Here is a 24,439-nt window from a genome sequence, read left to right on the forward strand (position 1 = left end):
TTAGGTGGTCCAAGATAACTAACGGCTACACAACCGTGAGAACCCGAAGGCAACCAACCGGCATCAATGGCCGGTATCGATGGAGGACCGCATGACCTCCAAGGAATACACGGATCGACTCGTCGACGAGGGCGCCTTGACCGACTATCTGGAGGCGGAACTCGGGCCCGCCGACGAGTACTCGGTCGAGCGCTTTTCGGGGGGACACTCCAACGAGACCCTGTTCGTGACGTGGGGCGACTACGACCTCGTCCTCCGGCGGCCGCCGCCCGGCGAGACCGCCGACAGCGCCCACGACGTGATTCGTGAACACCACGTCATGGACGCCCTACAGGAGACAGATGTGCGCGTCCCGACGACGGTGCTGGCCTGCGACGACCACGACCTCATTGGCAGCGACTTCTACGTCATGGAACAGGAGAAGGGAGTGGTGCTTCGCGACGAGGAGCCCGACCGGTTCACCGATCCCGACACCCGCCGTCGCGTCGGCGCGGAACTCATTGACCGACTTGCGGAGATCCATACTGTCGACTATGAGGCGGTCCGTCTCGAGGGATTCGGCCGCCCTGAAGGGTATACCGAACGACAGGTCGACCGCTGGCACCAACAGCTCGAGTGGGCCTTCGAGGTAACTGCCAAGGAACGTGCGATCCCGCCTCTCGACGACGTCCACTCGTGGCTCGCGGCCAACGTCCCCGATTCGCATCCGCATGCGCTGGTCCACGGCGACTACAAGCTCGACAACGTCATCTTCGGGTCGGAGGACCCGCCGGAGATCGCCGGAATCGTCGACTGGGAGATGAGCACGCTCGGCGACCCGCGGTCCGATCTCGCGTGGCTGCTCACCTACTGGCGGGACGCCGACGACCCACCGTGTGCTATCCCCGAGCTGGTGCCGACCTTTACCGACCGCGAGGGCTACCCGACGAAGGCTGATATCGTCGACCGGTACGAGGCTGCCACGGACGTCACGTTCGAGCACGAGCAGTTCTATCGCGCGCTCGCGGTCTACAAGCTCGCGGCCATCTGCGAGATGTTCTTCCGCCGGCACCTAGAAGGCAACGCCGACAACCCGATGTACCCGAAGATGCGCGAGCGTGTACCCGCGATGGCCGACTGGGCAGTACGGATCATCGAGGGCGACGAGCCGGTCTGATGGATTCACGAGGAAGTCCAAGCGGGGATGCCGTATATAACCTTAGGTAATTTCATCTAAGCATACGGTTGTTAATTATCCAATTTTCCTTACTCACAGGGAAGTTGCGACGAACGTGGTATCGGCTGCCGACGTATTCACGACCGACAGCAGTTAGTAATTAGCTTACTGTCGCTGGCGGTGTTCAGGTAAGTGAAGATAATCAAAAGAATGATTATTGTAACGATCCACCGTAGTTGTATGAAGGATACGTACTTAGTTGACGGCGTACGCACGCCATTCGGAAAACGTAACGGCTCGTTCGCAAACACCCATCCACAAGACCTCGCAGCCGCGCCACTTCGCGCACTCGAGGAACGAAACGGATTTTCCGGAGCGGAGACCGTCGAAGACGTCATCTACGGATGCGTAACGCCCGTCGACGAACAGGGGCTCAACATCGGGCGCCTGGCACCGATGGTCGCGGGCTGGGGCGAGGACGTCCCCGGCGTCCAGCTCAACCGGATGTGCGGGTCCGGGCAACAGGCCGTGAACTTCGCCGCGGGCCAAATCGAAGCCGGCAGTCACGACGTGATCGTCGGGGGCGGCGTCGAACATATGACGCGAGTGCCGATGGGCTCCGACGGGCCGGAACCAAATGCCCACACAAGTGATGCGGGCGTCACCGACACATACTTGGAGTACTTTGATGAGTTGACTTCTCAGGGGGAGGGTGCCGAGCGGATCGCCGAGCAAAACGGATTCACGCGCGAAGACGTCGACTGCATCGCCGTCGACTCCCAGTCCCGGTGTGGCGAGGCTTGGGAGGCCGGCCACTACGACGATCATGTCGTTCCCGTCGAGACAGAACTCGATGGAGAGACGGTCACCGTCGAGAAGGACGAACACCCCCGTCCCAGCACTGGTATGGACACCCTCGGAGACCTCCCGCTCGTGTTCCGCGACGAGGGGGACGGCGTCATCCACGCCGGGAACGCCTCTGGGATCGTCGACGGCTCGTCAGCCCTCCTCCTCGCGTCGGACGAGGCCGTCGACGAGCACGGCTGGGACCCGATGGCGCGCGTCGTCGACACCCACGTCGTCGGCGTCGATCCGATCACCATGCTGACCGGGCCCGTTCCGGCGACCAAAGAGATCCTTGCGCAAAACGACATGACCATCGACGACATCGACCGGTTCGAGGTCAACGAGGCCTTTGCTTCGGTGATCAACCTGTGGCTCGAGGAAACCGGGGCCGACTGGGAGCGGGTAAACACCTGGGGCGGCGCCATCTCCCATGGACACCCCCTCGGAGCTACCGGCGCAGCGCTCATGACGAAACTCGCCTACCAGCTCGAGGAGTACGGTGAGCAGTACGGCCTCTGTACGATGTGCATCGGCTTCGGCCAGGGCGTCGCCACGATCATCGAGCGGGTCTGAGCGCACGCCACCAGTACTCGCCGTTTTTACGCCCTAAGGCCCAGTTTCAGCCACCAATCGCCCTCACCGTGTTGATTGTGATTACCGCGGGAGAGGGGACGCTACCGCAGGCACAGGGAAGATACCGCGACGGTTCCGTGCTCGATCAAAAAAGCAACGCCTTCAATCGCGACGTAATGGCCGACCTTCTCGAGGTGATCGCATGGTCGACGAGGACGTGGTCCAAACAGTCGCACTTTTCCGCGAGGGACCGTCTTCTGTGCGGGGATGAATCTCGAGATAATATATGGGTAGGATCGCTCCCAGCACGAGGTCATCCACGAAGGTCTTGATCGGTGTTCGACATGGTTAAAGCACTACGGAACCCGTCATCGTCGAGATCAAGTCCACAGGTATCACCGGCGGATTCGAACTCACGTTCCCCCACCGACCGAAAGGAAGGTATGAAGGTACGGCTCGAGAAGCAGGAATCGAACTTCGAGGGGTAATACGGCGCCCCGCACGGCACTGTCGTTTCGCCGAACAACATTCGTGTCGTCGAACGGCCACAATTAATACCCCGGAGGACAGACTGGAGAGCGAAGATGCAAAATATAAACGTCACCGTACTCGGTGCGGGCAGCATGGGGCATGGTATCGCACAGGTCAGCGCGATGGCCGGCAATGAGGTCGTCGTGCGGGACATCGAACAGGACATCGTCGACGATGGACTGGCGGCCATCGAGAACAACCTCGACGGCGCTATTGAGCGGGACATGATCGACGACGCGGAGAAGTCCGAGATTATTGACCGACTCACCGGGACTACCGACCTCGAGGCAGCAGTTCGGGACGCCGACCTCGTCATCGAGGCGGCGCCGGAGAACATGGAACTGAAAAAAGATATCTTTACCGACGTCGACGAGTACGCGCCCGCTGACGCGATCATCGGGACGAACACGTCCTCGCTGTCGGTCACCGAACTCGTCAGCGTCCTTGACGATCCCACGCGGGCCATCGGGATCCACTTCTTCAATCCAGCCCACATAATGGAGCTCGTCGAAATCATCGTCGCGGAGCAGACCGCCGACCAAACCCTAGAGTTCGCCAAGGAGTACACTGAGTCGATCAAAAAGGTAGGCGTCGTGGTGAACGACTTCCCAGGATTTTCCTCCTCCCGACTCGGCGCCATCCAAGCCGCGGAGTCCATCAGAATGGTCCAAGAGGGCGTGGCGACCCCCGAGGGTATCGACACATCGATGGAACTGGGTTACAACCATCCGATGGGGCCACTCACACTTGCTGATCACACTGGCCTCGACGTGAACCTCGAGGTCCTCCAGTACCTTCGTGAGGAACTCGGCGAGCGGTTCAAACCCCCGCAGTTGCTCAAGAAGAAGGTCCGTGCGGGAAAACTCGGCCGGAAGACCGGCGAGGGATTTTATGTCTACGAGGACGGCGAGAAAGTCGGGATGAGCGACGAGTGAGGCCGGTGGCGGCGCACCGGTGGACACAGAGGCGAGGCAAGAGGGGGTGAAATCTGTTAGTCACACGCCGCCCCGAGCCCCGCCTCCCAATCGCGCCAGCTTCTACTCCCTACCCCTAAAAAATCCGACTTTCGAAAAGCGTATATGCCTACGCACCGCTTGTACCAGTAGAATGAGTGGAACTAGTGGGACGGGTGTCTCGTTCGCATTAGACGACGAAACGAAGCTTATTCTCGAGGGGCTCCAAGACTTTATCAAGCAAGAGGTCGAACCCCTTGAGAACGAACTCGGCGAGTTGCTGACCCATCCCCGGAAGGGATACACCGAAGAGGGGCGACCGGTCGAGCCGGTCGTCGAGGCAATCGACAAGGTCCGCCGCAAGAGTGCCGAGGCCGGGTACTACGCCATGAATCTCTCCGAGGAAGTCGGAGGTGGGGGTGTCTCGAACGTCACGTGGTACGCCGCAACGCGTCAGGCATTCTCGAACGGGCGTGGCCTGAACGAGCACGTCGTCGCGGGCGCGGAGGGGCCGAAACCCCTCCTGACGCTCGCCAACGAGGAGCAGTTCGAGACCTACGTCAAGCCGGTCATCAAGGGGGAGAAGTCCACCGGCTTCGGACAGACCGAACCCGGCGTCGGATCTGACTCGCCGAACATGAGCACGACGGCTGAGAAGGACGGCGACGAGTGGATTATCAACGGCAACAAGCAGTGGATTACCAACGCGCCCTACGCAGACTTTATCCAAGTATTCGCCCGGACGACACCACAGTCCGACGCCGGTCGCCACGGCGGCATTACCTGCTTTCTCGTCGAGGACGACGAGTTCGAACTGGGCGGATATAATAACGCTGTCGGCCAAGAGGGACTCCAAGGCGAGGTCATCCTCGATGACGTTCGTGTCCCGGAATCACGGGTCCTCGGTGAGGTGGACCGCGCGTTCTACGACGCGATGGAGTTTCTCTCGCTGGGTCGCCTCGAGATCGGTGCCCAAGCTGTGGGCCTGTCCGAATACCTGCTTGAGCAGGCGCGGGAGTACGCCACTGAGCGCGAAGCCTTCGGGTCGAAAATCGGTGACTTTCAGCAGGTCTCCTCGAAGATCGCGACGGCGCGAGCCCGAACCTACGCCGCCGATAGCGTCGGACTGCGCTGTGCCTGGAAGATGGACCAGAACATGGACGCCATCGAGGACACCTCGATCCTGAAGTGGTTCGCAACTCAGGCCTACTGGGAGGTCGCGGACTCGACCGTCCAGATCCACGGCGGTAACGGGGTCTCCGAGGAGAACCCGTTTATGGACCACCTTCACTTCGCCCGCGTTCTCCGGATAGTCGAGGGAACCGACGAGATTCAGCTCAACACGATTGCCTCTCAGCAGGGCCTCTAATCGGCCTTGGAGGCGATCGAGACATCAAAGTCGACGATTTTCGGGGCGGGGTTGCGGGCTAATAGTGGCTAGGACGAATCTTTACTGGATAAGTACGTCCAGATGTTCGGTTCGTTGATCGCTTCTTCGAATACGAACCACAGGTCGCCGTCATCGGCGACGTCTACACACTCGCTGATGTCCACGACCACGTCGCTGCTGCTCACGAGATTCAGGGCAGCAACCCAGATGCCGAGCTCATCATCGTCCCGAAGTCCCGAGCAGTGATCGACGCGGTTCCCGAAGATTTCATCCTCGACTATTGGCGCGGGTACGCCTACCGGTTGCCCCACAAGTTCTCTGACCCCGCGGACTGGCGCGGCCAGCAAGTCCATTTCCTCGGCAGGAGCCCGCCCAAACTCGATGCCATCCGATGGCTGACTCGACCGACGCTCTCGGACGATCCACCAGCCGTCATCGTGGCGTCGACTGGAATGGGGTCCATCGTAGCGCGCAGTTTGGGGAGTTTTGGACGGCCGACAGCTGGGACGACAGCGGTCGCGACGCCGATTACATCACCATTCGGAAGACGGTACGCCGTAGTCTCGCCCGAGTCCATGACTTTTCGAAGGTCCGTGGTATCTGGCCCGAGACAACACCCCAGGACGAGGGGTTACAGATTGAGTACGGGGGCAAACCCCAGCCGATCTCAAGCAGGCCGCTTACACCGAATTCGGGGCAAAAGTCTGGTAAACGCGCCGCGGCCCCTACGTCGCCGAATACGATACCGGCCCTGTCTGTGGGTACTGCAGTTACGCGTGTTTCTTTTCACGCAGCCACCGGAACAACCCCGAGGAAATTGTACTGCTCCATCCTCGTGAGATATGCCGGAGAATCCGTTTCATAGGAGGAACAGCGCGGAAACTCACGACTTCAGTCGTGGGAGGAAGCGCGTGCGCTCAGTGCACCAATCCACCGACGACAGCATTCCTGACTTCCCAATGTTTTTGAACCATAGACTGCACGTATGATGTATGGAGAAGCGCCGCACTGTCCCCGTCCGACTCGACGTGGACAGTGATGACGACGTACTTCTCCGCGAGACCGTAGACGAGTTTCTCTGGACCGCCAACTACGTCACACGGCACGCTTTTGAGGGTGAGTACGTCACGACGAGCAAGACCACGCTCCACGACGACACCTACGAGGACGTGCGCGACGAGGGACGGTTGCACAGCAACCACGTCCAAGCCGCTCGCAACAAGGCCGCTGACGCCTGCAAAAGCGTGGTCGAACGCCGGAAACAGGCGAAGAAGGCGTCGATTCCACACTTCACCAGTCCACACCTCGTCTACGACCACCGAACTGCCACGTTCCATAACGACTACGTGAGCATTGCCACGGTTGCTGGTCGAATCGAAGCCGACTACGTGCTACCTGACAAGGAACGTGACACGCCCCACTCGGCGTATTTCTTCTCAGATGAGTACGAAACCACGGGGGCAGAACTGCATTACCGAAACGGCAACTGGATGCTTCACATCCACTGCAAACGGAATGTGGAGACCGACACGTCGGAACAGGCAACCACCGAGAACGGAACGGTTCTCGGGGTTGACCTCGGCGTGAACAACCTTGCCGTGACGAGTACGGGCACGTTCTGGACGGGTGAGGAGTTCGACCACTGGCGGCGCGAATACGAGAAGCGACGTGGCGATCTCCAGCAGTGCGGCACGCGCTGGGCACACGAGAATATCGAATCTATTGGCCGGAAAGAGGAAGGCCGGTTCAAGATCACGCTTCACCGCATCAGCAACGAGTTGGTTAACGAGGCTCGTGAGACTGAGTGTTCGGTGATCGCCTTCGAGGACTTGACGGACATTCGCGAGCGAACTGGTGCGTCGTGGGGCCACAAATGGGCCTTTAACCGCCTCTACGAGTACGTCGAGTACAAAGCCGCCGAATACGGCATAGAGGTGGAGCAGGTTGACCCGGAGAATACGAGTCGTCGGTGTTCGACCTGTGGGTTCACGCACCCGGACAACCGCCAGAGCGAATCGTTCGAGTGCCTGAAGTGCGGGTACGAGAATCACGCAGACTACAACGCAGCGAAGAACATCGGCTTGCGGTATCTCCGCCGGAACCAAACCGGAGACGACGGAGGCGCACCCGTAGGCGTGCGTTTGAACAGCGGGACGCTGAACGTGAACGGAGAGCATGAGCCTCCTGCCTCGCTAGAGGCGTGAACGGGAGTCCACGCTGAAAGCCCACGACTTTAGTCGTAGGTTAGCTTACCGACCCCCTCCGGATAGCGCCCGTGATATCGATTTGAGTTATGTAATGTTATCTTTTAAACGATCCCGATGCTCGGGATGAGCTACTTGAAGTATTTGTTGTGTAGATTCTTTTTCTGTTTGGAATTGAACATCTGCTGTTCCTTGTTCCGTGACGACATAATCAATATTATACCGGGGTGTGGTTACAATATTTTTCTTAGATATTCCTGAGACTATTTTACTATATCCACTGTTAGTCTGACTCGGTAAAGCTATTATCGCTTTACCATTTTTACTTTTCCTTGCTATATTAAAAAATATTGGCTGGCCACCAGGGCCTGCTATTTGTTGTCCGTTAATCCGTTCGCCATTTACTTGTCCGTTCAAATCCACTTCAACTCCAGAGTTAATAGCCACAAAATCATCGATGGTCGACACGAGCTGGGGATCGTGGGTTTGTTCCATCCCACGTAATTCTATATAATTTGTATTCTCCAGCCATTCATAAAACTCTTGACTGTCTCCTAGGGCGGCTATGGTAAGTCCGGGACTGCCTAGGGGGCAATCGTCTACCGAAGGCAACACGCCACTACCTTTAGTAATAATATCTCTTTCAATCAAATCTTTTATCACCGGTGTTACTAACCCAGAATGTAGACCAAGGTTCTTCTCGGGAGTTAAGCATTGACCAATCGCATTTGGTATTTTTCCGAATCCGATTTGAATTGTCCCAGTATCTGGAATGAGGTTGGCGATATTTTCGCCAATTTTCATAAATGAATCATCTGGTTCAGGGATGGGCTGTTTTGGAAGAGGAACAGAGCACTCTCTCACATAATCAAATATATCATATTTATATGATAAGCCATTTACTTTCGGTTGAAGCTCATTCATTTCAGCAACTAGAACGTCCGCAGCTTCTATGATCTCGGGCACTGCTACTGCTGATATTCCCGGATAAACCTTCCCGTCAGATGGCTGGGTAGTCTCAAGAATACCAACAGTTCGTTCGTTTTTATGTGCAAGCTTTTTGATAACACCAGGGTAATCGTTCAATTTAACCGGCATAAAATCAACAGTGCCATCATCATATGCCGATTTTGAATCGCCTCGGGGCGAGGTCAAAATAACATCTATATTATTCGACTGTTCAGCGAAATCTTTTATACTGAACCCACCCTCTCTGTCCAGCGTTGGACCCATTATTAAGGCTGTCGCGTTCGCATTAGAATCCAGTATATCTCTAAATAATTCTCCTGAATAAGGGCCTCTGGTAAGTAATAAGTCGTTATCCTTTAATTCAAAATCTTCCAGATTTTTGGCCATGTTCAGGAATTTATACTTGCGCGGACAGCATATAACTAACGACAATTCCTTCAGTTCCGCCATGCAAGAAACGTCGCACTCGGACGACTTCACACCCCCACACGGGTCTTGAGACACAACAGCAGATGACTGCTGTCATCAATATTCTTCAACTGACTCTACATATTCCGATCCACACAGCTTATGTTGAAACCCTCAGCAACAGATAATAAGCAGCACTGGCGTCTACCTCTCCCCAACACGATTCCCTCAGCGCCGTAGAAGCACATAAATTATACTTCCCAGACTGATTACGATTACACTGACTACAAACAGAATGACACGATAGCCATTTACCGTCTCCACAAAAAAGAATTCGGCTACTCCGGTAAAGACGACTGGCCCGATAGTCTGGCCCAAACGGAGCGTGCTGGTACGCAATCCCATCACACCAGCGCGAAGTTCCTCAGAGAAGTCAGTGATGATAATGGTATCAATCGACGGGAAAAACAAGCCGATGCCTACGCCGAAAGCGAGCAGCCCAACCGAAATCAGCAAAATAGTAGCGGCGACTCCAATCATGAGAAGCCCCAGTCCGAAGGCAACAAATCCGAGGCCAGCGAGCTCGGGGCCACTACGAAGTTGAGAAATCCGACCGTACTGAGAAGCTGTCACAGCGTTCGACAATGAGACGACAGCGAGGACGATCCCGATTAATTCCGGACCCAGACCGAACTCGTCGCTCAACAGTAACGGAAGAGCGATAATCACGGCTCCGTAGAACACGAATATGGTGGCGAACAACGCTGCAAAAATCGCCAACGCCCGCGGACTTCGGGAGGTGGCGAACAATCGGGTGAGGTACACTCGGACATCATCCCTCGACTCGTTTTGAGCGGGCACGTCAACCAAGACGATCGCCAGCATCCCCACAATGATGCCAATACCATAGAGCAAAAACGGAAGGTTCCATCCAATACCTCCGAGAACTCCTCCGACCATCGGAAAGAACGCTGCTCCGATCCCGATCATACTGCCATTCACGCCGATTAGCGCGTCTCGTTGCGTTCCTTCGTATATATCCCCGATGAGAGTGATGGCTAGCATGGCTAATGCGGTGGCACCGAGTCCTTGGAAGATACGGAGTACTAACACAATGGTGAAGTTCGTGGTAAACGCAATCGCCCCACCTGAGACACCGTACGTGAATAGGAGCGGTATCAAGAGCTGTTTTCGGCCGAACCGATCGGCGAGCAACCCGATAACAGGGGTGAGAAAGATCCCCGGTAACGCATAGGTGGTAATAACAAGTCCGGCCTCTGCATCTGAAATGCCGAATGCGGGTCTAAGTTCGGGGAGAACCGGGCCGATAAGAGAGACTCCCATTACCCCCATCAACGAACTGGCGATGATGACGTGAAACGTCCCTGAATGCCACGGAATGCGCGATTTGAGACTCGTTTCTTCGGGGTCTGTCCGCATAATAAAACGTTGATTGAGAGCGTATAAATGGATGGCTGTTTGAACTCATAGAGGAATTGGCTTATGTGGATCGACTGCTTCCGAAAGACATTCTTCGCTGACTTGGAGACCGGATTATCAATGCCGATAGCGCAATCACAACCGATGCTGATGTCGGCCATCTGAAAAAAATTTGATATGCCGTCGGATAAAACTGTTCGAATCGATGAAAGCAGAATACGAGAGAGTCACGTTTGAGCGACCTGGCCACGCAACCGTCCGCATCGAAAATACAGACGGAACTATAATCTACATCGATCCATGGATGGAGGTAATAAATGGCACACCTAGCGACGCCGATTTTGTGTTTGTGACCCATGATGATCAGGACCATTATGACCCAGAGGCGATCCGGGCTGTTTCCACCGAGAACACCATTGTAGCTGCATACGAAGAAATCGACACTAGTGAGTTGATTCACGATGTAAAGCCGCTTCCCTACGACGGGGAGATGTCAGTTGATGGAATCGAGGTACAGACAGTCCCTGCGTATAACCGGCCGGATGGAGAACACATCCAGGAGAACGGAGAACCATACCACGCTAAAGGCGAGGTTATCGGGCTTGTACTTCTGATCGATGGTGTTTCAATCTATGTACCTTGTGATACCGACTTTCTTGACGAACATGAGGACATCGACGCAGATGTTATTCTACCTCCCATCGGTGGGACGTACACCATGGATCGACATGAGGCGGCTGAGATGGTCGAGAGCATTGGTCCAGATTTAGTTCTTCCAATTCACTACAACACGAAAGCGATTCCAGGAATTCACACCGATGCAGAGGCGTTCAAGCAGAACGTCGAAGAAGGAGGTCCACGAGTCGTCCTATTCTAACCTGACAACCCATCCATAGGATAAATTCTACACAAAAATTAGCCGATAGAACCAGCCTGCGAACAGTACGTTTAGAACAGGAGTCAAAGTACGAGGACCCCTGTCTAAATAGTCTTATTTCTTATTCAGCAGTCAAAATCGTTGTGGTAGGAAAACAGCCCTGCGCGTACCGAAGTTCTTTATATCTACCGAACTTAATGACAGTCCTATGACCAAACAACTGCTCGATAAAAAAGTCGCAGTAGTAACAGGTGCCGCAAGCGGGAACGGTCGTGCGATTGCGGATGCTTACGCTAAAGAAGGAGCAGATATCGTAGTTGCAGACATTCAAGAGACTCCACGAGAAGGTGGAGAACCAACCCACCAACTTGTTGCAGACAACTATGGTGTTGATGCGAAGTTCGTAGAATGCGATGTCACAGACACCGATAGCCTTGTTGAGGCAGTAGACGCGGCAGATGAGTTCGGTGGGATTGATATCATAGTCAACAATGCCGGAATCTTCCGTCAGAAGGACTTCATAGAGGTGACGGAAGATGAATACGAGCAGATGATGGACATCAACGTCAAAGGTGTGTTCTTCGGAGCGCAAGCTGCAGCAAAGAAAATGCTCGATAATGGCGACCGGGGCACCATCATCAACATGTCTAGTGTCGCCGGTATCATTGGTCAGGCAACGTTCTCGGTCTATCACACCACGAAGGGGGCGGTACGCCTGCTCACGTACTCTCTCGCAGACGAACTCGGGCCAGAGGGTATTCGAGTGAACGCAATTCACCCGGGCGTTATTGAGACTAAGATGACCAAAGACGATGTCCCTGTCGCAACGCAAGAAAGCGCGGAGAACACATCGATGGAACGGCTCGGTCAGCCCGAGGATGTCGCGGGTGCAGCACTCTATCTCGCCTCAGACGACCTCGCTGGCTATGTTAACGGCGAGTCGCTCATTGTTGACGGAGGTCGATCGAACACCTAAATCGTCACTCGCACTAAGAGCAAAATAGAGCCATTCCCTTCGTCTCCCGTTCTCGCCCGCTGTCACGTAGACTTCGTCAGCTTTCCACACGTCTGAAATGGTACTGATAGATCGAACTCCGTTGTTTGAGTGTTTTGACCTACAGTTGACTAGCAAGTGCTTGGTGGCTGCGTTGGTGATTATAGTAGGCGGTGTAGGCAGTCAGCCAGCTCTCGGCGTTGCCTGACTGCAGTTCCAAGCTTCGTGGAATCATTCGATTCGTATGGTATAGGTCTGGGAGAACTTCTCGACGATTTTCCGTCCGTATAGATGAACTCACCACTAAAATCTGTGCGTGCAAGAGCGGTTGGATAGCCTCTATTCCATCTACGAGAAACTCCGCGTCTCCGACGCGGTAGATTTCTTTGAGTTCGTCTAAGAATTGCATGATCTTGCCCCCTGTGCCACGAAAGTCGATTGGGAGCCCGACTTTCGTCTTAATGTCGATTGTTGCCTGACGTCGTTCGACACCGAGCCAGCCATAGAGGTCTCGACACTCCGCTAACGAGGCGGCACCAACATGGGCAGCGCACGCCAACCTGATCAGATAGGCTAGCGTGCGCGTCCAATCACGAATCCAAAACCCATTAAAGGCGAACCGGTTACGTCGACTTGGAGTTCTTCGAGCAGCATCTTTTCACTTCCCTGGAAGAGATCGGTTCAATACAATCCCCATCTAGCAGTGCCCGAACGGGAAAGTAACCCGAGCAGTCGAAACTTAGCGCTAAAGGACTAATCTATTCAACTCCGAAAATTTGTTCGCCAGTTCGGGTTTAGACTACCGGCTTACCGTCATAAATAACCTCGCCGTCTATTTTAACCGTGGGGTTCTTGGCGATCCCGTCGATGTGAATAGGTGCGGCAATTTCCCCACCAGTATCGTCATTTGACCCTAACGCCATATGGGCATATCCTTCTGCCTTTTTATCCTGCCTCATAAGCCCCGTGATATCCGCCCCAGTATTGATTCCGACTGCTATTTCCGCTAAATTATATGAATTAGGGTCGTTTGTATCTTCCAGAATGCTACGAAGGAGTTCTGCTTCTTGTCCACCAATTATGCTAGTCGCGAATCCATCTTCTATTTTCGCCTCGATAGGTTCTGTAATAGAACCGATCTGATGCATCGACGTATCCCAGACTATCGTTCCATTTGCGGTGCTTTCGTTAGGGGAGATGCACACTTCGCCGTCGGGGAAAGCGGCGCCCAACATACTATTATCTCCGGGTTGCTCTTCAATTTTGGCGGCAAAAGAAAACCCGACTCGATCTTTTATGTCTGCTTCTAAGTCAGTGCCGGACGGAGTGGTGATCGAAATCGTCTCCCCTTCAACAAACTTATCTCTTAATTTTCTACCTGTTTCAGCAAAGGATTCGTAGTTGGCAGATGCGGCACCACCGTTTAATATTTCAGGGGTTATCTCTTCCATACCAATCACAGGTATACCGTTCTCACGGACTTCTACCGCTGCGTCACTATGTACGATAGCGTTTGACGTCACCATTACGCAGATGTCAGAGGCTAACATAGCCTGCTTAACCTGTTCTGTTGGCTCGGCTTGTGGGTGGTCAGTAGCCGGCATCAGCGTGACTGTTGGTTCTAAATCCAGGGATCTAGCGGCCGTATTCAAGATTGACCAAACACGCGAATCCATGCCCGTATCTGATACGATGAGCACATCCGTATCTTCGCTTTCGACGTTTAATTCAAAGGGTATCTTCGCACTCTCAATCAGTTCGGCATCTTCTATCATACCAAGTTTGTTTCCACCAGAGAATAAATAGTTACCGGTTAACTAGACTGTAGATTTTATAACAGAGTGGACTTCACGACGCGCTTCATGCTCTAAGGTTTCAGTAGGATTCTCATGGAATCACCTTCGCCGTCAATCATTTAGGAGCGTCGGTATCGTCAACTTGCGACAGTATCTCACGAAGGTAGCCTACAAAGATGCCTCCAGATTCGATGTGGGACCGCTACGGACGGCCAGATTGATGAGCGTTGGTGATAGCTACTCACGAGCTTCCCGCCGACAGTATCTCCAGATACGCCAATCAAAACAGATCGCCACTCGCCTTGGTGCGCGCTTGCTCGATTTGTTTGGTGAACAACCGTGCCACACCGTGAACGCCAGTTCAACAGCCTCGCGCTCCTCATCCGGGCTGGCACGGCTTCGGCCGGCGCCCACTCCCGATCGAGCGACCTAAACCCTTCAGCCGGCCCGGTTAGCCGGTCGCCAGCATCGGCCGTCGCAACACGTGGTATTAATCCGCGAGCAGCGCCCGGCCCACCCGCCACAAGATGCTGATCGCGCCACACATATTGATGAACTCGTGTTCGAGATCGAACTCCGATTCCGCGAGGCTACAACCGACGAATGGACCACAATCCTTCATGAGGCTGAAGTCCCCGCTGGGACTGTCGTTGGGGAAGCGCCCTACAGTGAACAACCCACATTTGTCTGGCGCGATCTGTTGTCATTGAAAACAGAGTTAGGTTCGATCGAGGCCGTGGGGGGTCGACCTGCGAGCCCTCAAAATTCGCCGGACCCCTATATATAGGTCAGTTCCATTAGTTCAGATACTGAGTCTTGAAGGGAAAAGCTATCGAGCGCCATTGCTAATTGCTCCGCGTTCTCCTCTCCGAGAACAGGTACAGTTAGATCGTCAATCTTTGCCCGGAACTCCTCCTCTGTTAGTGGGTTTTCCGCTCTCCCCTTCGAGTGTTCAATGAATTGATGCTCGCTATTATCCCCAAATTCAATCTCCATATCCGCCACCGCTGAACTATTACGAGTATCGAGTTCATCATCAACGACCATTTCCACCTTGTTCACCGTTTCGAGGAGGTCTTTGTTGTCGATTAGTTCTCCGTCGACGATCCGTCGGTGGGCCTGATAGCCGTTGCCAAACCCATGAGCAGCCAGAGCGATCTGGAATGGGAGACTGTACTGAACTTCGATAATGTCTGTTGGCTTGTATGCATTCTCGTTTTGTGTCCCAACGATACTGTCTGTCTCGGGTTGGAGACGGGCGACGATTTTGTCGATGTTAGCGGGGTCTGGGTCGATCGCCTTGACCGCGTCGATGTATCCGTGCGTACCCCCGCAGGTACAGTACGGTTTAATCCAAGCTGTGTCTATTTCAAAGCTAGTTAAATCCCCGACATCAGCAGCACTAAATCCATCTTTATCCACAAATGTAGAAAAGAATCCTTTGTTCCCGGTCAGGAATTTACGCGGCCCTGTCACGCCATGTTTTGCCAATCGGGCAGCTTCAATCCCACCGCGGCTGCCCATCCCGGAATGTACACGCTTGACCGAGCCGCCGGTGGAGGAGTATTCTGTGGTGCCGCTTGCATGACTCGCCGCGATTGCAAGAGCATGTGCAGTTTGTTGTTCGTCGAAGTTCCATAGAGATGCTGTGGCCGCCGCTGCACCAAACGGACCGAGTACGGGATGAGGATGCCATCCAGTAGTCAGGAGTTCTGGCGCCGCCATTGTTCCGATCCGGGTATATACTTCGTACCCTGTAATCATAGCGGTGAGCACTTCTTCAATAGTTGCCTCTTGAGCCTCCCCAATGGCGATACTCGCTGAAACGACGATAGATGCCGGATGACTGTGACTATCCGCATGTGCATCGTCGTACTCGAAACCGTGTCCGTACGATGCGTTCACAAAGGCGGCGGTTGCGGCATCAACTTTGCGACCGTCAGCGGCAATGGTGCTTGTTCCTGCTCGCTCTTGCTCAGCACCGTACCTATTGATATTGCGTGACCAGGGAAGATCGGAGGTGCCGATTTGAACAGCGATTTGGTCCTTCAGCAGGCGTCGTGCGCGGTCCTTGGTACTGCTAGGAAGGTCTTTATATTCGATTTTAGTTGGTAGCGATACGATCTCATTTTCGATCTTACTGGTTATAGTCGCACACATAGCACGACCATATACCTGCACCATTATAAATATGCAACTGTACCTATTTTTAGAGACGAAATATCATAGCCCTACGCGATGAAAACACATGACATTACTAGACGTTAACCGACTTTCATCTCGGGCCGACACGAAAGACAGCGGTGTAGAAGCTGTCAACAACGTCGATCTCTCTATTAACCATGGAGAAACCGTGAGGCTCGTCGGCGAGTCAGGGGGAGAAAAAAGCGTCACGGCAATTAGTGTCATGGGTCTTGTCAACTCACCTGAAAAGTTGTGGGGATCAGTTATCTGGAACGACGAAGGCCTCTTGTCTACCTCAAATTCGCGCCTCGAAAATATCCGAGATGATGTGTTGAGCATAATTCTGCAAGATTCGATGGGGAGCCTACATCTCGTTCACAGGCCGGAGATCAGATTTTGGAAACGTTCTCACGATGTCATCAAAGGAAAGGAGCAGACTACCCCGAACCTGAAGAGCTACTGCTCCTTTGAGCAGAAGCGCATGGCTTCGAAGGCGATCTCTGGTCTTTCCCTTGCCTTGTCTGGCTTCCTGAGGATGAATTTGATGTGGATTTCCTCCCGCACCGCCGGCAATTAACCCGACAAACTCAACTAGAACAACCAAGGATTCCAACGTGGCGCTGCCAAGCGCGACCCTGACGAAATTGACCAGTGGTCGAAGACTGAGACTCTCGTCAAAAATCTCTCCGGCGCAATTAACGATAGTACTCATCGATGAAACAGCGTTTCAACTCATTCCTGCCTTCTGTTGTACGTGGGTACCCAAGGGTGAGACTCTATTTATTAAAACGGAGTTGAGCACTAATCGCGGCGACGGGATCAGTGCTCTTGCCTACCCACCGGAAGCTGGTGACTGCGAGCTGGCTTTTAGCTCACACATGATCACTTCGGTGGTGACTCTATCTCCGTGTTTCTCCGAGATATAGCGGAGTTACTCCATTGTGACGTGATATTCATTCTCGACAACTTGGGCTCACTATTCAGCAGTTGATCAGTTACGCCATGGATTCATCGAGACAGTGACTGATGTCACTGTAAAGTGGTTTCGTATATACACTCCGCAGCTCAACCAGACCGAATTCGTTTGAAGAGAGTCGAAATACATGGAATTAGACAATCACGCTCCGAAAAATGTATATTTTTGTTTCTGATCGATTATGTCTCTAAACGCGTCACCTAACAAATCAAACCCGAGAATTGGACCGTGTTTAGATGCCAAAATTCGGCTGGTAGTGGCCTTTTGACGCGGTCGATAAAGGAGAGCAGCCGTGTACTGACGGTAGTGCGCCTAGTCGCAAATCCGGACACGATTCGAAATGGAGCTACGCTCCCAACCCAGATCAAAAAATCGAGGTTACTTGTGATTGCTGTCCAGAGTGTGGCAAACAGTTCGTCTCAGCCGGCACTATCTGGGCGTCAGCGAGGATAGTGCCGGCTGAGTGATCGGGAACGGTCTAAATATTTTAAATGCCGTGCGTATGAACTGAAAGGACTGAAGCCGACGAGCCCTAGCGTTTAAATACTGCTGTGTCGCGGAATATAGTATAAAATATTGGTGCAGACAGAATAAGAATGATAAGCAAACTTAATGACGTAGTAATATATCCTGTGAAAAATATATCAATAGAACCATCTGATATCTGCATACTACGGTATAAATTAGTTTCGGCTATAGGCCCCAAAATTATACCAAGTATAAATGCAACAATTGAATAATCGTGTTGTGCCATATAATAACCAATAAAACCGAAAGCAAGTACTACCAATACATCGAACCAAGATGCTCCTATTGCATAAGCACCGATAAAAGATAGTGAACAAATTATTGGAATTATGAGATGAGTATCAATAGTTGTGACCCTGAAAAGCTGAGTTACAAATAAACTACCAATAAATACGATCATTAAACTTGCAATAATAATACTTGAGAGCAGGGAAAATGTTATATCAGCGGACTTTCCGAACATTTCGGGGCCGGGAATTAAACCATGCATGATCAACCCACCTAATAGAATAGCTGTTGAACCGCTTCCAGGAATCCCAAACGTCAATGTAGGTATTAATGCACCTGAAATATTTCCGCTGTTCGCCGCCTCAGATGCTATAACACCTCGTGGTTCTCCTTCTCCATAATCATGTTTCGAACCATTGGACCGTTTTTCTTCGGCGTATGCAGCAATATTGGCAACGGATGAGCCTGCTCCAGGTATAGCTCCAACCAACTTCCCAATAAGTACAGATTTGAGGAAAGTAACTGGTGAGTGATATATTCGTTTGATACCACTTAACCGAGCACCTTCAACTTCAATCCCTTTCTTTGCGATTCCTCCGCTTTCTTGAGACAATTTTAGCATTTCTCCTATAGCAAATATCCCGATTAAGGCAGGTATGAAATAAATTCCATCATATAAAATCAAGGTCCCAAATGTATATCTTGTCTCTGGGACCGTTGGAGCCATCCCGACTGTCGCGATCAACAAACCAAACGAACCAGCAACCACACCCTTTATAAATGAACCATCAACAACAACTGCGATCATTAAAAGGCCTAAAACTGCGACTAAGAAATAATCTGGCGAACCAAACGCCAAGACCATTTGTAATAAATAATTTGTAATTAGAATAAAAATACTAGCTGAAATAATACCACCAATACCTGAAGCAACCGCAGATGTAGATAATGCCTCTAACGATTGGCCATTTCGAGCCATAGGATATCCGTCAAATGTAGTAGCAACTGCGCCAGGGGTACCGGGGATATTTAATAATATTGCAGGAATACAGCCCCCATACATTCCTCCGACATACATACTAACAAGTAATATTAATGCGGCGTGAGGTTCTAGAACCCCGGTAAATGGTATCGCTATAGCCATACCAATACCAGCCCCTAAACCAGGCAGTGCCCCTAAAATAATACCGATAGATACGCCAATTAATATCATCAGAATTACAATTGGGTCGTACAGCAGATAGATCCCTTCGATTAAATTTTGTGGCATCATATCAGCACACCCCAAGCTAATCCGGTGGATAAATCAACACCTAGAATTAGGTTAAAAACATAAGAAACTATGAAAATCAACCCGGCTTCACCCACCACTATTGGGAGATCATAATCATGCCATAGCAAATATATGGCGACATATAGAGGTGAGGACCAGAGAAATCCAATTAGAAAAATCCCAACTAAAAACAGTATTAGCGTCAGCGTCATGAATTGGAAATTATTCATCATCCGTTCTCCATGAGGGGCATTTTTGCTTTTTTCTGAGTCATCCGAATATTGATCGCCAGAGAATAATTTATCGACCAAGTCAACATTAATATTCGCGCTAATTATGAAGTATTTGACTAATACAATAAACGCCCCTACTGATAATACTCCTGAAATCACTTGAGGCCAAATTCTTGATAGGCCAGTAAAAGAGCCTGCACCGACGAACATCAGTATGCCCAATACTAACCCCAAGAATGGTACTAAGAACTCTGAATCTTTATAATATTTTTTTAACTCAGTCATAGCTGCCTATTATAAATAATCCATTCGATAATTATTTTAAGTCATCTACGTCAACAATTTCATTGACCGATTCATGGATATCCATCCACATGTCCGTCACTTCATCACCAGATAAAAACTCGATCCAACCACCAGCGTTATCCATCCAATCTATGAGTTCATCATCATCTATTGCATTTTCCATTGCATTTTCAAGAATAGATATCCGTTCCTCAGGGACTCCGCTTGGTAATAATGCTACTCCTACAACTCTACCAACATTATCTATATTTTCGTAACCTTCTTCTGTGACCGTAGGTACCTCGGTTAATAGTGTGCCACCCTCTGAATAAGTATGAGCAACTGGATCTACCAAACCCTCTTCAACCGAAGCCGCTGCACCAGGCTCACTTGTGAGAGCAGCATCAATTTCACCAGAGGCTACTGCTTGAACGGCAGGTGCCCCACCATCATATCCTACAAATTGCTCAAAATCCAAACCATGCGCATCCCTCATAAATAGGGGTATAAGATGAGTCACATCCAAATCCGCCCCACCAATGGTACTGAATTCACCTGTTTTATACCTGTCAACCAGATCTGAATAGCCTTCAACGTCATCTTCAGGGTTCGTGACGATAACTACTGATGTTCCACTATAACCCGCAAGACCCTCAACGTCTGTAATATCAAATGGTGGATCTTCTACCTTGAAAGCAAGAGCAGGGCCAGGGATATTTGAGTAAGCAAATTTGTAACCATCTGAATCACTAGTGGCTAACTGCCCTAAACCGTTCAACGAAGCGGCTCCCGGGATATTTTCTGCTTCGATTGTGACTCCTAATTCGTCAGCATAATATTCATTAACCTTTCTTCCGAGTACATCCACACCGCCTCCTGGTTCATACGGAATAATTGACTGTATGGTGGAAGTCGGGAATTCTTCCCCCTCACTGCCAGTATCACCTGTAACACAACCGGATAAGCCAAACACAGTTGCTCCAACTAATGCACTTTTCTTAATGGCATTTCTGCGTCTCATCACATGTAATATCATACCACGAGGTCTAATTAAATGTTTCCATTATTTAAGGGTGCTATAGGACTCTTGTCACACCGTGATAATCGTGCTTCTCGGATTGCCTCCTCGTTCGTAGTTGGTGAACGCAATAACAAGACGCAGACACAACGAGTACATGAACACTTGTGCTTATCCATGGACGCGGCCTCGGGCGCTGACATGCCCGAGGCCGCAGTGCTTGAGTGCATCGTTAGTTCGTTCGACGCCTGTCCGGCGGTTGTACATCTCATCTAACGTCAATTGCTTCAGCTTCACGTCCTTGCTGTGCTCGTTGATACGGTCTTCGACCCTGTACTCAATGTACAGTCGATTGTCGGTGCTTCGTGCGTTGTACGGGGCGAGTGGCACGACTAATGTCAAACACTTGCTGTCGCAGAATTCGCGATCAAGGTAGGCGGCATTGACCTCGACGTCAAGGCCGTCGAGGAGACCAAGAAATTCAGCGAGGACGCTGCTGGCAGTGTTGCCGTCTTCGAGACGGCGGACCGACTGGGTGTAACGTCTGTCCTTCACACGCGCGTAGGGTGTCGCGTAGGCGTGGAACGCGATGGTTCCACGCTTCACTTGGAAGTAATAGAGGCAGCCGGTGTCGTCTTCGTCACCGCAGTAGGGCCGCAGGTGGAGGTCTGCGACGATCTCCACCTGCTCGGATAGCAGTTCGACGACATCCCGCCGAAGAAGCGTGTTAGCGACTCGTTCGAGCCGTTCCGGCTCGAACTTCGTCCGTAGATGGTAGAGGATCGCGATCGCCGGTGGCGAGTCCTCGCTAGAGTTGCATAGCGTCGAGATCGAGGCCCCGTCGGCGGTCGCGCCGATGAGGACCTCGTAAATGCCCTCTACGGCGATTTCAGCGTTGTTGGCAAGACTGAGAGAAACTTCATCGTCAAGCCGGTTGACGAGGAAGTTAAGCAGCTGGTCTTCATGGATTTCACTGTCTGCTTGCTGGTTGGAGTGCACACTTTCAGCAAGCAGAGGTCTAACTAACCGGCTTTGTGAGGGTATAGCTTCACTCGCCGTCGATATCGTGGGGGGCCTGTACCAACAGGTCGGCTAAGAGCCACAGATCATGTAGCGTCACTCATTACATAATTCGTCACGAACATCACTATCGTATCTTCTATGCGAGTTGATGAAATCCTAACCAGCATCAGGAAGATTGGTTACTGTCTCACCATCGACAATTTCGTTCATTTCGTGGGTCTGAGTCGCTACGTTGTTAACGGAATCAAAGGATGGGTCGAACGATTTCTTGTTAGGGAGATGGTGGTACCGAATGAAAAGATTCAATTGGTTGTGCGTGAACTTCTGATTCATGCTGGCAAGTGGCATAACGCTCGGCGTTCCCGGCCAAGAGGAGTTATTCGAATATACTGCCCTCGCAGAAGAACAAGGCCTTGAGTCGATTTGGGTTGGCGAGTCATGGGGTCGGGCGTCGGTGCCTGTTCTCACAAAACTTCTAGAGCGGACCGAAACAATCGATGTCTGCTCGGGTATTTTCAACATCTACGCGAGGACCCCAGGGCTAGTCGCGATGACAGCTAATACCCTAGCTGATTCTGGGGACGGTCGATTTCGAATCGGGCTAGGTACCAGTGGACCGGCTGTGATTGAAAACTTCCATGGTGTCGAGTTTGACCGCCCCCTGCGGCGTACCCGCGAATATATTGAGATTATTCAGGGGTTGCTCGCGGGTGACCGAATCGATTACGACGGCGAGATTTTCGAGCTATCAGGCTTCGCGCTCGATATGAACGAGTATTATGAGTGTCCGATCTACGTCGCAGCCATGGGCGAGACCAACCGCCAACTCGTGGGAGAGTTTGCCGACGGCTGGATGCCACTACTTGTGCCGAATACAGGTTTGGATGACGCCCTAGGTGCTGTCAAAAGAGGCGCCGATAAAGGAGACCGGTCACTCGACGATATTGATGTCACACCTTGGATCCCGACTTGCATCTCCGAAGATGATCCTGCTGCCGCTCGTGAACACGCCCGCTCGCTAATCGCGTTCTACGTCGGTACGATGGGCGACTTTTACGCCAATGCTGCGGCATCCTTTGGTTTTGGTGAAGAAGCTGACGAGATTCGCGCCGGGTGGGAGAAGGATGGTCAGACCGGCGCAGAAGCAGGGGTAACAGACGATATGTTGGCTTCGTTTGGCGCCTGCGGGACTCCCGCGGAAGCTGCCGAGAGCTTTGAGCAGTTCCAAGAGGCCGGTGCAGACTCGCCTGTAGCATACATTCCCTCTCGATGGGCCGACAGCGACATTATTCGGGAGACAATTACAAACCTATAAACTCACATCTCCAAACTACTCCTCTTCGGTCAAAACCGGCCTCTGAGACTATGTAGGATAACCAGTAAAATTTCCCCATCGTGTTCCTTACTTAATTATGCAAGATCCGGGGGCCGTCCCAGGTACGGATTTTATGAACAGACAGTATCTAACGACATATTCTACATAGCATAACTCTACTCAGTCTAGCAGTTCCCTATTCGAAGAATTCTAGGTCGACGTAACGGGTTCGTTCGACGTGGAGCTTTTGCATCGTGACCGGACACGCACGCCAGCCGGTCTACCAATGTGGCATGCGCTGCTCATGCCGGGGCAACATCATTCGCAGAGCGTTGGACTCGCTGTGAGTGGTCGGCGTCGGACGATGCCGAATCATCTTCAACACCGGCACCAAGCATCAGTACCTCACAAAGGGTCTTCGGCCAACTACTTCTGACGAGTGAGTTCGCTGCCGAAACAGTAGCTGGACCGGCGGTTGAGACTCATTCCAAGTCAGTGATGTGATGAAGCTGTCGGAGTCAGCGGCGGAAAGCCGACGACACGACAGCGTTACCACTGCTTGAAGACCCGTCCCGGTCGGTGATTACCGCTCGAACCGGTCGTCAGGTGGGCAGTTTGCTGGGATCGACCGCCTCAACGGAGGTAGCGACCTCGACACCCGAGCCAGCGATGAAGTTTGGTATTCGACTTCATTTCGCGTGATACTAGGGTTACTCACCAATAGATTAGGGCTCGTTACCTCTAAAAACGCTCCAATGCCTTCTTCTTTGTTCGCAGTGGTAAACATTTGTGCGAACAGTTCAGATTCGTGTTTGAGACCTTCCCCAAGGCCCATGCGCAATCCGGCGTTAATCGCCTTCTTAGCTAATTCAAATTCGAGCGGACTCTTATCGGCCATTGAGGCCGCAAGATCGTACAGCCCGCCGTCACGTTCATTCGTCTCCAAAACCCCGTCGACGATCGTATAGCTTTTCCTTTTTCAACGTCGGTGATTTCTCCACTAAGGAGGAGTCGCATCGCTTTGCCCTCGCCAACGAGTCGAGCGAAACGCTGGGGTGCACCACCGCCGGGGACCATCCTCAAACTGGTCTCGGGTGGGCCAGTTTTGAATTGGCCTCCGCAATACAAATGTCACAGGCCGATACTATGCGAATCGGTTGATTCCACAAGATCTAAAACGGCATTCAAGCCAGCGCTGGCTTGACTGCCCACACTGCCTACTACCGAAGCTATCAAACA

The 24,439-nt window shown here is 52.2% G+C and carries 18 protein-coding genes and 2 pseudogenes; 10 read left to right on the top strand and 10 right to left on the bottom strand.

Translation table 11 applies throughout. The features are described from left to right. Positions 1-91: 91 nt before the first annotated feature. The 6 genes and pseudogenes from DM868_RS11715 (at position 92) to DM868_RS11740 (ending at position 7,653) form a co-directional block, all read left to right on the top strand. Positions 92-1,156, top strand: a complete 1,065-nt coding sequence (locus DM868_RS11715) for a phosphotransferase family protein (protein ID WP_137277067.1) — start codon at positions 92-94, stop codon at positions 1,154-1,156. Between the two features lie 240 nt (positions 1,157-1,396). Beyond that, complete coding sequence (locus DM868_RS11720) at positions 1,397-2,575, top strand: thiolase family protein (protein ID WP_137277068.1); 1,179 nt, start codon at positions 1,397-1,399, stop codon at positions 2,573-2,575. A 593-nt stretch (positions 2,576-3,168) separates the two neighbouring features. Then, positions 3,169-4,041 carry a 3-hydroxyacyl-CoA dehydrogenase family protein gene (locus DM868_RS11725; RefSeq protein WP_137277188.1) on the top strand — a complete coding sequence of 291 codons (873 nt, stop codon included), beginning with the start codon at positions 3,169-3,171 and terminating at the stop codon, positions 4,039-4,041. Positions 4,042-4,213: 172 nt separating this feature from the next. Further along, on the top strand, positions 4,214-5,428 hold the full coding sequence (locus DM868_RS11730; RefSeq protein WP_137277069.1) for an acyl-CoA dehydrogenase family protein: 1,215 nt from the start codon (positions 4,214-4,216) through the stop codon (positions 5,426-5,428). A 98-nt stretch (positions 5,429-5,526) separates the two neighbouring features. Then, positions 5,527-6,418, top strand: a pseudogene (locus tag DM868_RS15510) (DUF6610 family protein); the annotation flags it as partial. Between the two features lie 23 nt (positions 6,419-6,441). Then, the gene (locus tag DM868_RS11740) at positions 6,442-7,653 is read left to right on the top strand and encodes an RNA-guided endonuclease InsQ/TnpB family protein (protein WP_137277070.1); all 1,212 of its coding nucleotides are present in this window, start codon (positions 6,442-6,444) and stop codon (positions 7,651-7,653) included. Between the two features lie 87 nt (positions 7,654-7,740). Here DM868_RS11740 and DM868_RS11745 read toward each other — a convergent pair whose 3' ends face one another. Further along, positions 7,741-9,072 (bottom strand): acetyl-CoA hydrolase/transferase C-terminal domain-containing protein, encoded by a 1,332-nt coding sequence (locus DM868_RS11745; RefSeq protein ID WP_137277071.1) that lies wholly within the window; start codon positions 9,070-9,072, stop codon positions 7,741-7,743. Between the two features lie 186 nt (positions 9,073-9,258). Beyond that, a complete protein-coding gene (locus tag DM868_RS11750) occupies positions 9,259-10,470 on the bottom strand; it encodes an MFS transporter (protein ID WP_137277072.1) in 1,212 nt (403 codons plus the stop codon). Positions 10,471-10,675: 205 nt separating this feature from the next. On the opposite strand from DM868_RS11750, the gene DM868_RS11755 reads away from it, so the two are divergent. Next, entirely contained in the window at positions 10,676-11,347 is a 672-nt protein-coding gene (locus tag DM868_RS11755) for an MBL fold metallo-hydrolase (RefSeq protein WP_137277073.1), read from the top strand. Positions 11,348-11,555: 208 nt separating this feature from the next. Next, positions 11,556-12,323 carry an SDR family oxidoreductase gene (locus DM868_RS11760; protein WP_137277074.1) on the top strand — a complete coding sequence of 256 codons (768 nt, stop codon included), beginning with the start codon at positions 11,556-11,558 and terminating at the stop codon, positions 12,321-12,323. An 812-nt stretch (positions 12,324-13,135) separates the two neighbouring features. On the opposite strand, the gene DM868_RS11770 is transcribed toward DM868_RS11760, so the two are convergent. The 3 genes from DM868_RS11770 to DM868_RS11775 all read right to left on the bottom strand — a co-directional run bounded on the left by DM868_RS11770 (position 13,136) and on the right by DM868_RS11775 (position 16,297). Then, positions 13,136-14,116, bottom strand: coding sequence for an aminopeptidase (locus tag DM868_RS11770; protein ID WP_137277075.1), 981 nt, complete (start codon positions 14,114-14,116; stop codon positions 13,136-13,138). A gap of 511 nt (positions 14,117-14,627) precedes the next feature. After that, on the bottom strand, positions 14,628-14,759 hold the full coding sequence (locus DM868_RS15665; protein ID WP_281280710.1) for a hypothetical protein: 132 nt from the start codon (positions 14,757-14,759) through the stop codon (positions 14,628-14,630). Positions 14,760-14,914: 155 nt separating this feature from the next. After that, positions 14,915-16,297, bottom strand: a complete 1,383-nt coding sequence (locus DM868_RS11775; protein ID WP_170964501.1) for an MmgE/PrpD family protein — start codon at positions 16,295-16,297, stop codon at positions 14,915-14,917. An 88-nt stretch (positions 16,298-16,385) separates the two neighbouring features. On the opposite strand from DM868_RS11775, the gene DM868_RS11780 reads away from it, so the two are divergent. After that, positions 16,386-16,898, top strand: a complete 513-nt coding sequence (locus DM868_RS11780; RefSeq protein WP_137277077.1) for a hypothetical protein — start codon at positions 16,386-16,388, stop codon at positions 16,896-16,898. 931 nt (positions 16,899-17,829) lie between these two features. On the opposite strand, the gene DM868_RS11785 is transcribed toward DM868_RS11780, so the two are convergent. The 4 genes and pseudogenes from DM868_RS11785 to DM868_RS11805 all read right to left on the bottom strand — a co-directional run bounded on the left by DM868_RS11785 (position 17,830) and on the right by DM868_RS11805 (position 21,861). Next, a complete protein-coding gene (locus DM868_RS11785; RefSeq protein ID WP_137277078.1) occupies positions 17,830-19,326 on the bottom strand; it encodes a tripartite tricarboxylate transporter permease in 1,497 nt (498 codons plus the stop codon). Further along, positions 19,323-19,844, bottom strand: a complete 522-nt coding sequence (locus tag DM868_RS11790) for a tripartite tricarboxylate transporter TctB family protein (protein WP_137277079.1) — start codon at positions 19,842-19,844, stop codon at positions 19,323-19,325. Before DM868_RS11790 ends, DM868_RS11785 begins: the two co-directional genes overlap by 4 nt. Before the next feature lie 31 nt (positions 19,845-19,875). Further along, on the bottom strand, positions 19,876-20,865 hold the full coding sequence (locus DM868_RS11795; protein WP_170964502.1) for a Bug family tripartite tricarboxylate transporter substrate binding protein: 990 nt from the start codon (positions 20,863-20,865) through the stop codon (positions 19,876-19,878). Between the two features lie 69 nt (positions 20,866-20,934). Then, positions 20,935-21,861, bottom strand: a pseudogene (locus DM868_RS11805) (transposase). A 355-nt stretch (positions 21,862-22,216) separates the two neighbouring features. Here DM868_RS11805 and DM868_RS11810 point away from each other — a divergent pair. Continuing rightward, on the top strand, positions 22,217-23,200 hold the full coding sequence (locus DM868_RS11810) for an LLM class flavin-dependent oxidoreductase (RefSeq protein ID WP_137277081.1): 984 nt from the start codon (positions 22,217-22,219) through the stop codon (positions 23,198-23,200). Between the two features lie 583 nt (positions 23,201-23,783). Here DM868_RS11810 and DM868_RS15790 read toward each other — a convergent pair. Then, the gene (locus tag DM868_RS15790; protein ID WP_137277082.1) at positions 23,784-24,146 is read right to left on the bottom strand and encodes an enoyl-CoA hydratase/isomerase family protein; all 363 of its coding nucleotides are present in this window, start codon (positions 24,144-24,146) and stop codon (positions 23,784-23,786) included. Positions 24,147-24,439: the final 293 nt, after the last annotated feature.

Origin of the sequence: Natronomonas salsuginis, assembly GCF_005239135.1 — an archaeon.
GTDB classification, from domain to species: Archaea; Halobacteriota; Halobacteria; order Halobacteriales; family Haloarculaceae; genus Natronomonas; species Natronomonas salsuginis.

Excerpts from the sequence above, each read along its gene's own strand:
- DM868_RS11810 (WP_137277081.1), top strand. The coding sequence starts at position 22,217 with ATGCTGGCAAGTGGCATAACGCTCGGCGTTCCCGGCCAAGAGGAGTTA.
- DM868_RS11745 (WP_137277071.1), bottom strand. The coding sequence starts at position 9,072 with ATGGCGGAACTGAAGGAATTGTCGTTAGTTATATGCTGTCCGCGCAAG.
- DM868_RS11795 (WP_170964502.1), bottom strand. The coding sequence starts at position 20,865 with ATGAGACGCAGAAATGCCATTAAGAAAAGTGCATTAGTTGGAGCAACT.
- DM868_RS11755 (WP_137277073.1), top strand. The coding sequence starts at position 10,676 with ATGAAAGCAGAATACGAGAGAGTCACGTTTGAGCGACCTGGCCACGCA.
- DM868_RS15665 (WP_281280710.1), bottom strand. The coding sequence starts at position 14,759 with ATGAAGGATTGTGGTCCATTCGTCGGTTGTAGCCTCGCGGAATCGGAG.
- DM868_RS11740 (WP_137277070.1), top strand. The coding sequence starts at position 6,442 with ATGGAGAAGCGCCGCACTGTCCCCGTCCGACTCGACGTGGACAGTGAT.
- DM868_RS11785 (WP_137277078.1), bottom strand. The coding sequence starts at position 19,326 with ATGATGCCACAAAATTTAATCGAAGGGATCTATCTGCTGTACGACCCA.
- DM868_RS11730 (WP_137277069.1), top strand. The coding sequence starts at position 4,214 with ATGAGTGGAACTAGTGGGACGGGTGTCTCGTTCGCATTAGACGACGAA.
- DM868_RS11780 (WP_137277077.1), top strand. The coding sequence starts at position 16,386 with ATGACATTACTAGACGTTAACCGACTTTCATCTCGGGCCGACACGAAA.
- DM868_RS11750 (WP_137277072.1), bottom strand. The coding sequence starts at position 10,470 with ATGCGGACAGACCCCGAAGAAACGAGTCTCAAATCGCGCATTCCGTGG.
- DM868_RS11775 (WP_170964501.1), bottom strand. The coding sequence starts at position 16,297 with ATGTGTGCGACTATAACCAGTAAGATCGAAAATGAGATCGTATCGCTA.
- DM868_RS11790 (WP_137277079.1), bottom strand. The coding sequence starts at position 19,844 with ATGACTGAGTTAAAAAAATATTATAAAGATTCAGAGTTCTTAGTACCA.
- DM868_RS11720 (WP_137277068.1), top strand. The coding sequence starts at position 1,397 with ATGAAGGATACGTACTTAGTTGACGGCGTACGCACGCCATTCGGAAAA.
- DM868_RS11715 (WP_137277067.1), top strand. The coding sequence starts at position 92 with ATGACCTCCAAGGAATACACGGATCGACTCGTCGACGAGGGCGCCTTG.
- DM868_RS11760 (WP_137277074.1), top strand. The coding sequence starts at position 11,556 with ATGACCAAACAACTGCTCGATAAAAAAGTCGCAGTAGTAACAGGTGCC.
- DM868_RS11770 (WP_137277075.1), bottom strand. The coding sequence starts at position 14,116 with ATGATAGAAGATGCCGAACTGATTGAGAGTGCGAAGATACCCTTTGAA.